13 protein-coding genes are annotated in these 14,176 nt (G+C 60.9%); 12 read left to right on the top strand and 1 reads right to left on the bottom strand.

Annotated elements, in window-relative coordinates; all coding sequences use genetic code 11:
* The first annotated feature begins 124 nt into the window (after positions 1-124).
* From ACP7D9_RS20125 to ACP7D9_RS20115, 3 genes are read left to right on the top strand one after another with little or no spacing between them, the layout of a single operon-like run.
* Positions 125-1,564, top strand: coding sequence for an ATPase domain-containing protein (locus tag ACP7D9_RS20125; protein ID WP_426159530.1), 1,440 nt, complete (start codon positions 125-127; stop codon positions 1,562-1,564).
* A gap of 23 nt (positions 1,565-1,587) precedes the next feature.
* Positions 1,588-1,950, top strand: a complete 363-nt coding sequence (locus tag ACP7D9_RS20120; RefSeq protein ID WP_426159354.1) for a response regulator — start codon at positions 1,588-1,590, stop codon at positions 1,948-1,950.
* Positions 1,951-1,955: 5 nt separating this feature from the next.
* Positions 1,956-2,165: a hypothetical protein gene (locus ACP7D9_RS20115; protein WP_426159353.1), complete on the top strand. Its 210-nt coding sequence runs from the start codon at positions 1,956-1,958 to the stop codon at positions 2,163-2,165.
* Between the two features lies 1 nt (position 2,166).
* Here the strand turns inward: ACP7D9_RS20115 and ACP7D9_RS20110 are convergent, their stop codons facing one another.
* A complete protein-coding gene (locus ACP7D9_RS20110) occupies positions 2,167-3,141 on the bottom strand; it encodes an NAD-dependent epimerase (RefSeq protein WP_426159352.1) in 975 nt (324 codons plus the stop codon).
* Between the two features lie 684 nt (positions 3,142-3,825).
* Between ACP7D9_RS20110 and rfaH the strand changes: the two genes are divergently transcribed.
* The 9 genes from rfaH to ACP7D9_RS20065 all read left to right on the top strand — a co-directional run bounded on the left by rfaH (position 3,826) and on the right by ACP7D9_RS20065 (position 14,175).
* The gene (rfaH, locus tag ACP7D9_RS20105; protein WP_312999156.1) at positions 3,826-4,344 is read left to right on the top strand and encodes a transcription/translation regulatory transformer protein RfaH; all 519 of its coding nucleotides are present in this window, start codon (positions 3,826-3,828) and stop codon (positions 4,342-4,344) included.
* Between the two features lie 51 nt (positions 4,345-4,395).
* Positions 4,396-5,556: an outer membrane beta-barrel protein gene (locus ACP7D9_RS20100; protein ID WP_397478198.1), complete on the top strand. Its 1,161-nt coding sequence runs from the start codon at positions 4,396-4,398 to the stop codon at positions 5,554-5,556.
* Positions 5,557-5,568: 12 nt separating this feature from the next.
* Complete coding sequence (locus tag ACP7D9_RS20095) at positions 5,569-6,102, top strand: polysaccharide biosynthesis/export family protein (RefSeq protein ID WP_101159466.1); 534 nt, start codon at positions 5,569-5,571, stop codon at positions 6,100-6,102.
* A gap of 2 nt (positions 6,103-6,104) precedes the next feature.
* Entirely contained in the window at positions 6,105-8,414 is a 2,310-nt protein-coding gene (locus ACP7D9_RS20090) for a GumC family protein (RefSeq protein ID WP_101159465.1), read from the top strand.
* 66 nt (positions 8,415-8,480) lie between these two features.
* Positions 8,481-9,872, top strand: coding sequence for an undecaprenyl-phosphate glucose phosphotransferase (locus ACP7D9_RS20085; protein ID WP_426159350.1), 1,392 nt, complete (start codon positions 8,481-8,483; stop codon positions 9,870-9,872).
* Positions 9,873-9,918: 46 nt separating this feature from the next.
* Complete coding sequence (locus tag ACP7D9_RS20080) at positions 9,919-11,277, top strand: UDP-glucose dehydrogenase family protein (protein WP_426159348.1); 1,359 nt, start codon at positions 9,919-9,921, stop codon at positions 11,275-11,277.
* Positions 11,274-11,981, top strand: a complete 708-nt coding sequence (locus ACP7D9_RS20075; RefSeq protein ID WP_426159346.1) for a WecB/TagA/CpsF family glycosyltransferase — start codon at positions 11,274-11,276, stop codon at positions 11,979-11,981. The genes ACP7D9_RS20080 and ACP7D9_RS20075 overlap by 4 nt, the downstream gene beginning before the upstream one ends.
* A gap of 11 nt (positions 11,982-11,992) precedes the next feature.
* The gene (locus tag ACP7D9_RS20070) at positions 11,993-13,072 is read left to right on the top strand and encodes a glycosyltransferase (RefSeq protein WP_426159344.1); all 1,080 of its coding nucleotides are present in this window, start codon (positions 11,993-11,995) and stop codon (positions 13,070-13,072) included.
* Positions 13,069-14,175, top strand: a complete 1,107-nt coding sequence (locus ACP7D9_RS20065) for a glycosyltransferase (protein WP_397478201.1) — start codon at positions 13,069-13,071, stop codon at positions 14,173-14,175. Before ACP7D9_RS20070 ends, ACP7D9_RS20065 begins: the two co-directional genes overlap by 4 nt.
* Position 14,176: the final 1 nt, after the last annotated feature.

Below are 14,176 nucleotides of genomic sequence, written 5' to 3'. Positions count from 1 at the left end.
CGCGCCAGGTTCACATTGCACAAACGCTACTTTTCCCCAGCCTTTATGGCCCTCAACCGGAAATGGCGTTAGCATTTCACTCATTCGGCTGAACAAGCCTGTTTATCCAGATCAGGGTCGCATTGTGGAAAAGCTAAAACGCCTTCAAAGCGGGATCGAAGGGCTCGACGCGCTGCTTCAGGGGGGCTTTGTCGCCGGCGCTTCATACATCATTCAAGGGCGCCCGGGCTCGGGCAAAACCATCCTTGCCAACCAGCTCGGGTTTCACCATGCCCGCGACGGCGGCCGTGTGCTGGTCGCCACATTGCTGGCCGAGTCGCACGACCGGCTGTTCCAGTTTCTGTCGACCATGAGTTTTTTTGACGCCTCGCGAGTCGGCGCCGAGATTCAATTTGTCAGCGCATTCGATACGCTGGAAAACGAAGGCCTCGATGAAGTCGTGAAGCTGCTGCGACGCGAAATCACTCGGCAGAAGGCGACCGTCATGGTCGTTGACGGCCTGCTCAATGCACGCTCCAAAGCCGACTCGCCGATCGACACGAAAAAATTCATTTCCGAACTGCAAGGCCATGCCGCATTTGCCGGTTGCACCGTGCTGTTCCTGACCAGCTCGCGCCTGGATGACGGCAGCCCCGAGCACACCATGGTCGACGGCGTCATCGAAATGGGCGAAGAGCTTTTCGGTACCCGTTCGGTGCGCCGTATTCATTTGCGCAAGACCCGCGGCAGCGGTGCGTTGACCGGTCTTCACGAATGTGAAATCACCGATAACGGCCTGGTCGTCTACCCGCGCCTCGAAAGTCTCTACAAGCGCCCTTCCGCCCCCGACAGCGCGGACATGACGCGTATTCCAAGCGGCATTGCGTCGCTCGATGAGATCTTCGGTGGCGGCTTGCACAGCTCCAGCGTCACGCTGGTCATGGGCCCTTCCGGCATCGGCAAAACCACGCTGGGCCTGAAGTTTCTTGCGCAATCAACGGCGGAAGAGCCGGGCCTGCATTTCGGTTTCTATGAAAGCCCGCAGCGCCTGCGCCTGAAAGGCCGTTCGCTGGGCATCGATATTGAACACATGGAACACAGCGGCGCATTGAGCATTGCCTGGCAGCCCACAACGGAGGGTTTGCTCGATGGCCTCGGCGCACGCCTGCTGAGCCTGGTCGATGAAAAAGGCATCAAGCGCCTGTTCATCGATAGCCTGAGCGGCATGACACGGGTGTCAACCACACCGGAACGCATCACCGACTTTTTCAGTGCATTGATGAACGAACTGCGATCCAGAGGCGTGACCGTATTCGCCTCCTGGGAAATGCGCGATTTGTTCGGATCCGAGGTCAGCGCACCGAACTCTGACCTGTCCAGTATTGTCGACAACCTGATCCTCATGCGTTTCTTTGACAATCACGCTGAACTTCGCAGGACGCTTTCCATTCTTAAGGTACGCGATAGCTCCTACAACCCGTCGCGGTTCGAGGTGGTTGTCCGTGATCAAGATGTGTTCCTGGAAAAGGCTTTGAAAAATGAACCTTCAGTCGCAGCTGAGTCATTGCCTGGTTCAATTTCGTAAGTCTTCAAGCGGGTTGAAATAACATGACCACCATTCTGGTAGTCGACGACGAGTATCTGATTGCTGACATTCTTGGCTTTGCGCTTGAGGATGAGGGCTTCATGACCGTGACCGCGAGCAACGGCAAGAAAGCGCTCGAGGTGCTGGAAAGAGAACGCCCGGCGCTGGTTATTACCGACTTCATGATGCCGGTCATGGACGGCCTCGAATTCGCCGAAGCCGTACGTGCCCAGCCGTCCGTCAAACATTTGCCGATCATTCTGATGAGTGGCGCGCAGGCGCACATCGGCATGCAGCGCTCGGATCTGTTTGATGTGGTGGTGGCCAAGCCGTTCGACATTGCGGTGATTGTGGCTGAGGTAAAAAAGATCCTTGCGCTGGACTAGCTTGAATGCCAAAAAAAACACCAGCCCCTGACAGCACCGCCAGCGCAGCCGACATCGAACGCGCCATTCTGGCCTTGAACAAAATGGCCGAACGTCTGTGGGGCGACGGGCGTGAAGCCGAGGCCAAGGCGTTGCTCGATGCGCTGGATGCGCTGAACCGCGCCCTCGACCGGATCCGCATTGGTGAAAGTCGCAGGGCCGTCACCCTGCACTGAATCAGACCTGATAAAACTCGCGATACCACTGCACGAACGCTTGCACGCCCTGCTCGATCGGCACCTGGGGGCGGAAGTCGATGCAGCGTGCCAGTGCCGACACGTCGGCCCAGGTTTTCAATACGTCGCCTTCCTGCATCGGCAGATAACGGCGCTGCGCCTCGATGACCAGCGTCTGTTCCAGGCATTCAACGAAGCTCATCAGCGCCACCGGACTGCCGCGACCGATATTGAACAAACGGTTGGTACCACGCTCGGCGCTGCGTGCGGGCGGTTTGTCGAGCAGTCGAAAAATCGCTTCGACAATGTCATCGATATAAGTGAAATCCCGCGCCATTTCGCCTTGGTTGTAGATGTCGATGGCGCGCCCTTGCAGCATCGCTTCGGTGAATTTGAACAGCGCCATGTCCGGCCGACCCCAAGGGCCGTAAACGGTAAAGAAGCGCAGACCGGTGGCTTGCACACCGTAGAGATGGCAGTAGCTGTGGGCGATTAGTTCGTTGGCGCGTTTGGTCGCAGCGTACAAAGAAACCGGCTGGTCGACCTTGTCGTCTTCGCGAAACGGCATTCGGGTATTGGCGCCGTACACCGAACTGCTCGATGCGTAGATCAGGTGTTCCGGCGGATGACGTCGGCAGGCTTCCAGGACGTTGAGAAACCCGACCAGATTCGATTGCGCATAAGCCTCAGGATTGTCCAGCGAGTAGCGCACTCCGGCCTGCGCGGCGAGGTGAATGACCTGTTGGAATTGGCCGTGTTCGAACAGCGCGGTGAGTGCCGACGGGTCAACAATGTCCAGCCGATGGAAAGTGAAGTTGGTCTGCGCTTGCAGTCTGTGCAACCGCGCCTGTTTGAGTTTGACGTCGTAGTAAGGATTGAGATTATCGAGCCCAACAACCTCCAGTCCTTCGCGACATAATCGCATGGCCGTGTGATAACCGATAAAACCTGCGGCCCCCGTTACCAGAACACTCATGATTGCCTCGGCTCACTGTTTCGACTTTAAGGCGTTAAACACCGCCGTACATTTGTCCGCAAACGACGACAGTTATTCATAGACGACCTTAGTTACCAGGGCCAGCAGCATCCGACGCGAGGCATTTAAAAACCGAACTTCTTACGAACCGAAACATGTAAGATTGAAACTAATTTGCTATCACGCACAGCATCTAACCTCGACGACTACAATAACTTCGAAAAGTTTAAAAAATCCGACGAACAGCTTTCATCGTTGAAAGTCAACGACTTACGAAACACGCCCATTATCAGCGGATGAAAGGCAATGTTTTTGACTGTTATCAATTGACAGCTTGCGCAGACTGGCCGATAACTTAGCACTGCCCGATGAGCTCGCGCCGCCGCGCACTTTTCCGCTCTCTGGCTACTTATGTAATTGGATCCTGAAGGTCGCAACTGCGAACCGTGCGGTAGCTTTGCTTAAACAAAAGCACGGACTCGTTATAGCCAAGACGGCCACGGATATAACAATAACCCGATCAACTTGATTCATTTTTGAAACACTTCTTCTGCCAATAAACATTGATGCATCTGGCTCGGCACTTTGCCTTGATCAGCCTACTACCTACTAGCAAGCAGGGCGGCTCGTCCCACGTTATCGGCCACCCTGCTTACACGATCGCTATGTATGGAGTACTCCAGCATGCTAACGGTTTGCCGCAACGGTTCTAACTGGTATTTATTGCAGTGCAAGCCCCGCCAGGATGAACGGGCACAACTCAATCTGCAGCAACAGAACTATTCGATCTTTCGGCCTCAGCTGATGAGCGAGCGCAGCATCCGTGGCAAACGCCAACGGACGCTGGAATCGTTGTTCCCCGGCTATGTGTTCATTCAACTGAGCCGTGACGATAACTGGGCGCCGATCCGCTCAACGCGCGGCGTCAGTCGCATTGTTGAATTCAACCATGTGCCCGCCCGGGTCGATGAAGACGTGATCGCACAACTGCGTGAACGCAGCCAGGAGTCGATCGGCTTTCCTGTCGATCCGATGCTCAAACCCGGCGAACCTTTGCAAATCGTCCAAGGCCCGCTGTCCCCGCTCGAAGGCGTGTTCCTGTCCATGCAGGGCGAAGAGCGCGTGATGCTTCTGCTCAATTTCCTCAACCGCCAACAGCACGTCAGCGTCCCGCTGAGTTACCTAGAACGCCAGCGACAATAGTCCGGATCCGCTTCGCCCTGACACCGACCCCCTTCATCAGGAGCGTGATCCATGGCTCTGAAGCCTCGCTGTTCCCTGGTTTTAGTCGTCGCCTGCTGCGCTCCCGAAGCCGCCTGGAGCGTCGAGCCGCAAGCGATCAATGTCTACGGCTTCGATTTCACCCCGACTTTCGCCTTGTCGGAAAGCTACGACGACAATTTTCGCGAAGTCGAACACGATGTCGAGTCCACCATGGTCACGCGATTGGCGCCCGCCTTCGAGCTCAAGGCCGAGGATCGCAACAGCGCCACGCGAGTGATCTGGGAACCGACCCGCTACATCTATCACAGCGACTCGGATGCTTCGAACACCGCCCAGCGCCTGCGCGCCGACAGCATCATGGAGTTTACGGACCGACATCGGCTGAAACTCGAAGCCGAGGCGCGCAAATACGAGCGCACCACGTCTACCGCCGTCGACGGCATCAACGACAAGATCGAAAGCAAACGCGTCGGCGGCGTCTACACCTTCGGTGCGCGCAGTGCGCTGAACCAGATCGACCTCGGCGCCAACTACGCACAGCTTCGCTACGACAACGCCGACGGCATCAACGATGACAAGGAGCGCGACACCAGCAACCTGACCACCACCTGGTATCACCGCCTCGGCAGCAAGACCCGTGGCCTGCTCGAATACGACCACACGCGCTTCGACTACTTGCAATCGAACAGCCCGCGCAGCAGCCGCTCCGATGCGGTGCTGGCCGGCGCCGAGTGGGACATGACGGCGAAAACCACCGGCAAGCTGCGCGTCGGCTATGAGCGCAAGAATTTCGACCAGAGCGGCTCCGACGACCTGAGCAACCCGACCTGGCAAGTGGACCTGGCGTGGAAACCGCGCACCTACTCGACCTTCACCTTTCTTGCGCGCCAGGCCATGGCCGAAGGCGACGACGGCGCCGACGCGGTGAAAGCCACGTTCACCCAGGTCGGTTGGCGCCATGGCTGGACCGAGCGCATCACCAGTGTTGCCGAAGTTGGCATGGGTCATTACGTCTACGAAGGCCAGGACCGCAGCGACGATCTGCAGGATTACAAACTCGGCGTGAATTACGAAATGCGCCGCTGGCTGGACGTCGAAGTCGCCTACCGCCACCGCGACAACGACTCCGATGCCGACAACGAAAGCTTCACCCGCAACGTCTTCCAGATCACTTTCGACGTCAGTCTGTAGGAGGGTTGGGCCATGCACACGCGCCTGATTTTACTGTTGTTGCTGCTCTGGACAGTGCCCACGGTCGAGGCGGCGGACACCGACACCAATTACCGCCTGGCCGCTGGCGATGTCTTGCGCATCATCGTGTTCGGCGAGCCGGAACTGAGCTTCAAGAAGATTCGCCTGAATGACGCTGGCACCTTCTCCTACCCGTTTCTCGGCGAGATCGTCGCCAGGGGCCTGACGCCCAATCAAGTCGAACAAAAGATCGTCGACGGCCTCAAGCAAGGCTATCTGGTCGACCCGAAAGTCAGCCTCAGCCAGATCGAATACCGCCCTTTCTATATCAACGGCGAAGTGCAGAAACCCGGCAGCTATCCGTTCCAACCCGGCCTGACCCTGGAAAAAGCCATCGCGCTGGGCGGCGGTCTGACCGAACGCGCCTCGATGAAACGCGTGACGATTTTGCGCGGCAGTGGCGGCCCGCCGGTCACTGAAAACATTTCGCGCACTACCGTCATCGCCCCCGGCGACACCATTTCCATTGCACAAGGCTTTTTCTGATCATGGACAACAGCCCAAGCACCTACCTCGAACGTCCGCTCCAGGGCCACTTGCCAACGCAAGCCGCCGATGAGTCGGACACCCTTGATCTGCTGCACCTGTGGCGGGTGATCTGGTCGGCGAAGTGGAACATCGCCTGGCTGGTTCTGCTCAGTTGCGCGCTGGCCGTGGCGGTGCTGTCGTTCATCACGCCGCAGTACGTCGGCAGTGCGACGCTGCTGATCAAGGACAAGACGCCGCCGGTGTTGAGTTTTCAGCAGGCCGCCGAAGCTGGCGGCGCGACCACCACCGATTACTTGCAGACTCAGCAGGCGTTGCTGCAATCGCGGGAACTCGCCGAGCGCGCGGTGCGCAAGCTCGGCCTGACCACCCACCCGATTACCGATCCACGCCAACAGGCGCAGAGCTGGTTCGCCCCGCGCCAATGGCTGGCCGAGCTCAATCGCGATCAATGGCTGCCATGGCTGGATCTGCTGCCGCCGCCCAAGCCGCCTGCGACCGAAGAACAGGTGTTCAACGACGTCACGCAAAACCTGATGCTGCACACCAGCGTCAAGTTCGTCGGCAAGAGCCAGTTGCTGGAAATCGACGTCGAGCTGCCCGACCCCGCGCTCGCTGCGGCGGTGGCCAATGCCCTCGCCCAAGGTTTCATCGACAGCCAGCAGGACACCAGTCTCAAGTCTTCGCAAAACAACACGAGCTGGATGAACACTCGTCTGGTCGAATTGCGCGACAACCTGCGCGTGGCCGAGAACAAGTTGCAGGCGTATCGCGAGGAACAAGGCCTGGTCGATGTTGACGGTGTCGCGACGATCAGTGCCAACGAGTTGCAAATGACCGGCAACCGCATGATCGACGCGCGCCGCGATCGTGCCGAGGCCGAGAGCCAGTACCGCCAGGCCCAATCTCTCAGCAATGGCGATATCAGTCGCCTGTCGAGCGTGCCAGCGGTGCTGAGCAACCCGTTGATTCAGCAGTTCCAAGGCGATCTGGCCAAGGCCCAGGCCAAAGTCGAGGAGTTGTCGGGGCGCTACGGGCCCAAGCACCCGGCGCTGATTTCCGCCCGTTCCGAACAGCGCACCGCTGCCAACAGCCTGCGCCTGCAGGTGCAGCAAGTGGTCGCCGGCATCGAACGCCAATATCAACTGGCGGTGGCCAGCGAAGACGCGTTGCGCAAATCCTTCAACAGCAACAAGGCGCAGATTCAGGATATTTCGCGCAAGGAATTCCAGCTGCGCGAATTCCAGCGCGAAGTCGACAGCACCCGAGCGCTGTACGAAACTTTCGTCACTCGCCTCAAGGAAACCGCCGCCACCTCGGACATGGATTCGGCCAAAGCACGCATCGTTGACCCGGCGATCGCGCCGCTGGAAGCGAGCAAACCGCGCAAGAATCTGATCCTCGCGATTGTTGCGCTGGTGGCTGCGGTCGTCGGCGTCGCCCTCGCCTTCCTCTTCGATACCCTGAGCAACACCTTCAAGACCGACGACACCGTCGAGAGCCTGCTCAATGTGCCGCTACTGAGCGTGGTGCCGCTGGTAATGAAAAAGAGCCGGCGGCAGTTGGCGCGGCTGTTCGAGGACAACGACCACCCGCGCTTCTGCGAAACCATCCGCAACCTGCGCACCTGGCTGATGCTGCAAAACAACGAACGTCCGGCGCAGGTGGTGCTGGTCACGTCTTCGGTGTCCGGCGAAGGCAAGAGCACCATCGCCAACAACCTCGCTTCGTCGCTCGCGCCGCTGGAGCGAGTGCTGCTGATCGATGCCGACATGCGTCAGCCGACACTGTCGCTGAACTTCGATTTCCCGCCGGAAAACCCCGGCCTGGCCAACCTCATGGCCGGCACCGCGCGGCTCGAAGACTGCATCCGCAGCGTGGGCAATCTCGACATGCTCCCGGCCGGTTGCCTGGCGCCTTCGGCGCTGGACCCGTTCGATGCGCCACGGCTGAAAGCCTCGAGCAGTTCGAGCAATGCCGTGGCCCCCGCGCAGGACTTGCTCAGTTCGCCACGCCTCGGTCGGCTATTGCAGATTCTGAAGTCGCGCTATCGGCACATCATCATCGATTCGCCGCCAGCAGAAATCGTCAGTGACGCGTTGTTGCTGGCTCAGCACTCCGACGCGGTGATCTACGTGGTCAAGGCGCAGAGCACGCCGGTCGGCCAGGTGCGCAAAAGCATCGCCGTGTTGCAGCAGAGCCAAGCGCCGGTGTTCGGCGTGGTGCTCAATCAGGTCGATCTGCGCAAGGCGCGCAAGTACGGCCATGGTCACTCCCGCTCCTTCTACGACTACGACTTCGCCCCGCGCTGATCTTCCGGGCCGTGCCGCCCGGCAACAGCAAATCCCTCCCTGTTGGACGAATCGGAGATCGCGCCGATGACCTCGCAATATTCCGCGCAAATGGCACACCGTCGCGGCCTCACCTTCTGGGTGCAATGGCTGTGCGCAATGACTCTGGTCAACCTGTTGCTGATCGTGCTGGTGCACTGGCGCATCGGCGAACTGCCCAGTGAGTACCGCTTGCTGATCATCCTCACGGTGCTCGGTTCGATGCCGGTCTACGGCCTGGTGCAGGTCTACCACAAGCGCCATGGCCTGCTGGTCGGGCTCGGGCGTTTGCTTGCCGGATGGCTGATTCTGCTCGGGCTGCTGATGAGCATCGCTTTCGTCACCCAGACCAGCGCTTTGTTCTCCCGGCAGGTGGTGATTGTCTGGGCCGTGGTCGGTTTTCTCGCTCAGGCGGCGACGTTTGTGCCGCTGCATCTGTTCGTGCGCCTCTACACCAGAATGATCAGCAACGAGCGCCGTGCGGTGATCATCGGCACCTGCCCGACCGCCCATGAGCTGGCGCGCAAACTCCTCGATCCGGATCGCGCGCTGCTGCTCGGTTTCATCGCGGCGAAAGCCGACAGCGGCCCCGCGCCGAGCATCCTGCCGCTGCTCGGCGAGGTCGAGGACATCCGCGAAATCATCACGCGCTTGCAGGCGCGGCGCGTGTACATCGTGCTGCCAATGGCCGAGGCGGCGACCATCGAAGCGCTGTACATCAACCTGCTCGACATGAACGTCGACGTGGTGTGGATTCCGGATCTGGGCAGCATGGTCCTGCTCAATCACTCGATCTCCGAGATCGAACGGATGCCGGCGATCTACCTCAACGAAAGCCTGCTCACCTCGCACCCCGGCAGTCTGTTCTGCAAAGACCTGTTCGAACGCAGCGTGGCCGCCGTGGCGCTGATTCTGCTCAGCCCGCTGCTGCTCGGCGTGGCCATCGCGGTCAAGCTGACGTCGCCGGGACCGGTGCTGTTCAAGCAAAGCCGCCATGGCTGCGACGGCGAAGTGATCCGCGTGTGGAAATTCCGCTCGATGCGCGTGCACGACGATCAGCAAGTGCGCCAGGCCACCCGCGACGACGACCGCGTCACCCCGCTGGGACGCTTTCTGCGGCGCAGCTCGATAGATGAGCTGCCGCAACTGTTCAACGTGCTGTTCGGCCACATGGCGCTGGTTGGCCCGCGCCCCCACGCGGTCACCCACAACATCTATTACACCGGCAAGGTGCGCGCCTACATGGCGCGGCATCGGCTCAAGCCTGGCATCACCGGGCTGGCGCAGATCACCGGACATCGCGGCGAAACCGAGACCGTGGAAAAGATGCAGCGCCGGGTCGCCCAGGACCTCAATTACATCAATCAATGGTCGCTGTGGCTGGACATCAAGATCCTGCTGAAGACGCCCTTCACCCTGTTCTCGAAAAACATCTACTGACAGCGGCCAGCGCTCTGGCCCACCCCGCCACGCATGAGGTTTTCCCATGAATGTGAGTGTATTCGGTATCGGTTATGTCGGACTGGTCCAGGGCGCCGCGCTGGCCGAGGTCGGCCACAACGTGCTGTGTGTGGATGTTGACGCGGCCAAGGTGCAGGCCTTGAATGACGGCAGCCTGCCCATCTACGAGCCGGGCCTGAAAAGCCTGGTGCGGGAAAACCATCAGAGCGGACGCTTGCAATTCGGCAGTGATCTGGCCGCTGCGGTAACGCACGGCGACGTGTTGCTGATCGCCGTCGGCACCCCGCCGGACGAGGACGGCTCGGCGGATCTCAAACATGTGCTGAGCGTCGCGCGAACGATCGGCGAGCACCTGCGCGGCGAGCAGATCATCGTCGACAAATCCACGGTGCCGGTGGGCACGGCGGACCGTGTGCGCGATTGCATCAATGTCATCCTCGCCGAAAGCGGCCGTGGCGAACTGACCTTCGATGTGGTCTCCAACCCGGAATTTCTCAAGGAAGGCTGCGCGGTCGATGACTGCATGCGCCCCGACCGGATCATCATCGGCACCGACAGCCCGCGCGCCGAAGCGCTGATGCGCGAGCTGTACGAACCGTTCAATCGCAACCGCGAAAAAATCATCGTCATGGACGTACGCAGCGCCGAGCTGACCAAGTACGCCGCCAATTGCATGCTGGCGACCAAGATCAGCTTCATGAACGAGATGGCCGGGCTCGCCGAAAAGCTCGGCGCCGACATCGAAATGGTCCGCCACGGCATCGGCTCGGATCCGCGCATCGGCTACCAGTTCATCTACCCCGGCATCGGCTACGGCGGCTCGTGCTTTCCCAAGGATGTGCGTGCGCTGATCCATGCCGCCCACGGCGTTGATGTCGATGCGCGCCTGCTGCGCGCGGTGGAGTCGCGCAACAACGAGCAGAAAAGCACGCTGTTCCACAAAATTGCCGAACACTTCAACGGCGCCCTGGAGGGCAAAACCTTTGCGCTGTGGGGCCTGAGTTTCAAGCCCAACACCGACGACATGCGCGAAGCACCCAGCCGCGTCTTGATGGAGGCGTTATGGCGCGCTGGCGCCAGTGTGCAGGCGTTCGACCCGAAAGCCATGGAACAGGCCCAGCAGCTTTACGGCCCGCGCGACGACCTGACCCTGGCCGGCACCAAAGAGGCGGCGCTGAAAAATGCCGACGCGCTGGTGATCGTCACCGAGTGGCAATCGTTTCGTGCGCCGGACTTCGAGTTGCTTGCTCGCCAGTTGAAAAACCCGCTGATCTTCGACGGCCGCAACCTGTTCGATCCGCAACGTCTCAGCGCACGCGGCTTTACCTACATCAGCGTCGGTCGGCCGACCTGCGCCGCGCAAGTACAGGATCTTGCATCATGATCCGCCTGGAATTGCTCGACCGTTATTCGCCGGCCCTGCTGGAATCGAACCGGGCGTTCTCCTTTCTCAACTTTGCCTCGATTGGCAGTTTCATCCGCCAGCCGCCGCCGTCGCTGGCGTATTTCTGCGACGGCATGCTGATGTCCGGGTTCATGTCGCGTATCACCGGGCGCGCAGTGCAACGGGTCAGTTTCGATTTCACCTCGATTGCCGATCCGGTGTTGCGCGAATCCGAGCAGCGCGGCAAACGCGTCTACGTGGTCGGCGCGCGACAGGCGGAGCTTGATCATTTTGTCGAAAAGCTCGGCACGCAGTACCCACGCCTGCAATTGGTCGGCGCGCACAACGGTTACTTCGACGCCGAGCAAGGCGCCATGATCCATGCCGATATCCGCCGACAGCGGACCAACGTTCTACTGGTCGGCCTCGGTGCCGGTCTGCAGGAGCGCTTTGTCCTCCAGGCGCTGCGCGGCGGTTTCAGCGGCGTGGCGTTCACCTGCGGCGGCTTCATTCGTCAGGAAGCCAATGCCAGCGAGCGTTACTACCCCGACGCCATCAATCGCCTGCACCTGCGCGCCTTCTACCGCATGTATCGCGAGCCGCACACGATCAAACGCTACCTGCTCGACTACCCGAGCAATGCCCTGCGCCTGACCGAAATGATTCTGCGCCAGCAAGTGGCGATCAATGTCACTGCCCCATGAGGATTGTGTCGATGCATATTCTGTTCACGCTCAAGGATTACCAGACTGGCGGCGGCGTCGAGTGCGTGCAGCAACGCCTTGCCGAGCAGTTTCTGGCGGACGGTCGACGGGTGAGTTTTTACGTCATGAACGGCGACTCGCCCGACGTCGACGGCGCGCCGAGCGTGGCCGGTGGCGGCAGCGGACTCGCTGGCTGGCTGAAGTCGATCGTGCTGCTGCGCCGATTGATTCGCCGCGAAGGCGTGACGCACCTGATCGGCGCCAAGGAACAAGCCAATCTGTGCACCTGGTTCGCCACCCTGGGCAGTACATGCAAAGTCATTTACAGCCGCCACGCCGCGCTGGATTGCGCCGAGCAAAACACCGGGCGCGCCAGCTTGCGCCTGTTGTACGCGCTGTATTTGTGCGGCAGCGGCAAGGTGGTCGCGGTGTCCCACGGTTTGCGCCAGTCGCTGGCCGGGTTGATGCCGTGGGGCCAGCCGCGCATCCGTTATTGCCCGAACGCGGTGATCACCGAGCAATTGCTGCGCGGGGCACAAGCGCCGCTGCCCGGTGGCGTGCCCCATCATTACTGGCTGGGAATTGGCCGACTGGTGCACACCAAGGGCTTTGATTTGCTGCTCGAAGCCTATGCCGTGGCGGCGCAACAACGCACGTTGCCCTATCTGGTGATTGCCGGCGACGGGCCGTTGCGCGCTGAGCTTGAAGCGCAGGCGCAACGGCTGGGCATCGAACGTCTGGTGCATTTCACCGGGCATCTGCGCAATCCATACCCGCTGATTCGCCATGCGCAGCTGTTGGTGCTCAGCTCACTTCACGAAGGCTTGCCGACGGTGCTGGTCGAGGCGCTGGCGCTGGGCACGGCGGTGATCTCCACCGATTGCGGCAGCGGGCCGCGCGAGTTGCTCGACGGCGGACGCCTCGGGCGCCTGGTCAGCGTCGATGATGTTCCGGCCCTGGCCGAGGCGCTGCTCGACAGTCTGGCCAGCCGCGAACCTGCCTTCCCGGCGCGCCGTTCAGTCAGCGAAGCGATCCAGCCGTATACCAGCCAATACGCTGCGCAGGCTTATTACCAGGTGTGGAACCGATGAAAAAGCTGCTGATCATCCTCCAGGATCTCGGCGCCGGCGGCGCGGAGAAAATGATGGTGCGCCTCGCTGGCGCGTTGGTTGAGGCCGGCAACGAAGTCACGCTGCTGATGCTCACCGGCGCCGGCATCAATCAACCGGCGCTCGATCCACGGGTCAGGCAAGTGCTGCTCGACAGCCCGCGCAGCGCCGCTGCCGTGCCCGCCCTGATGCGCTTTTTGCGCAGCAATCGCTACGACGCGCAACTGGCGGTGCTCACTCATGTCAACGTCGTGGCGATTGCCGCCGCCGCGCTGTCCGGGACGCTGGCGCGGCTGCATGTCAGCGAGCGCAATGCCTTCTCGCGGGACAAGCACGTCAACCCGGCGCTCTCGGTCAAGCTCGCCTATTGGCTGGCGCCGTGGCTGTATCGGCTGATTCCCAACCCGGTGATCTGCGTGTCACAGGGCGTCGCCGAAGATCTGGTCGACACCACTATCGCCCGCCCGCGCGATGTGACCACCGCCGACAACCCGGTACTCGACAACGATTTTCGCGACAAACCTGCCGCCGCCCCCAGCCATCCCTGGCTGCGGGATAAAACCACTCCGGTGATCGTTGCCGTGGGTCGGCTGGCCCAGCAGAAAGGCTTCGACACGTTGATCGACGCCTTCGCCCGCCTGGCGCAACGCGATGCACGTCTGATCATCTTCGGCGAAGGCGCCTTGCGCGGCGAACTGCTTGCCCAGGCGACAGCGCTCGGCGTCGCAGAGCGTTGCGATCTGCCGGGGTACGCCAGTGACCCCATCGCCGAAATCGCTCGGGCCGATTGCTTTGTTTTGTCGTCACGCTTCGAGGGCAGCCCCAACGCCCTGGTCGAAGCCCTGTCGACCGGCACGCCGGTAGTGGCGACACGCTGCCCGTATGGCCCGCAGGAAATCCTCGCCGATGGCGCCGTCGCGCCCTTGGTCGAGGTTGACGACCCGGCGGCGCTTGCCGCTGCGATCAGCGAACAAATGGCCAGGCCGCGAGCGCTGCACCGACAACGGCGCATCGACGCCGCCGCACGCTTTGTCAGCGCTCGCGCGGTGCAGACCTACCTCAAGGCGTTACTCGGGAGGCGCTGAG

Source organism: Pseudomonas sp. TSRC2-2, assembly GCF_049897785.1.
Classification (GTDB): domain Bacteria; phylum Pseudomonadota; class Gammaproteobacteria; order Pseudomonadales; family Pseudomonadaceae; genus Aquipseudomonas.
The sequence above is the reverse complement of the archived record's forward strand: the minus strand, read 5'-3'. Positions and strand labels throughout refer to the sequence as shown.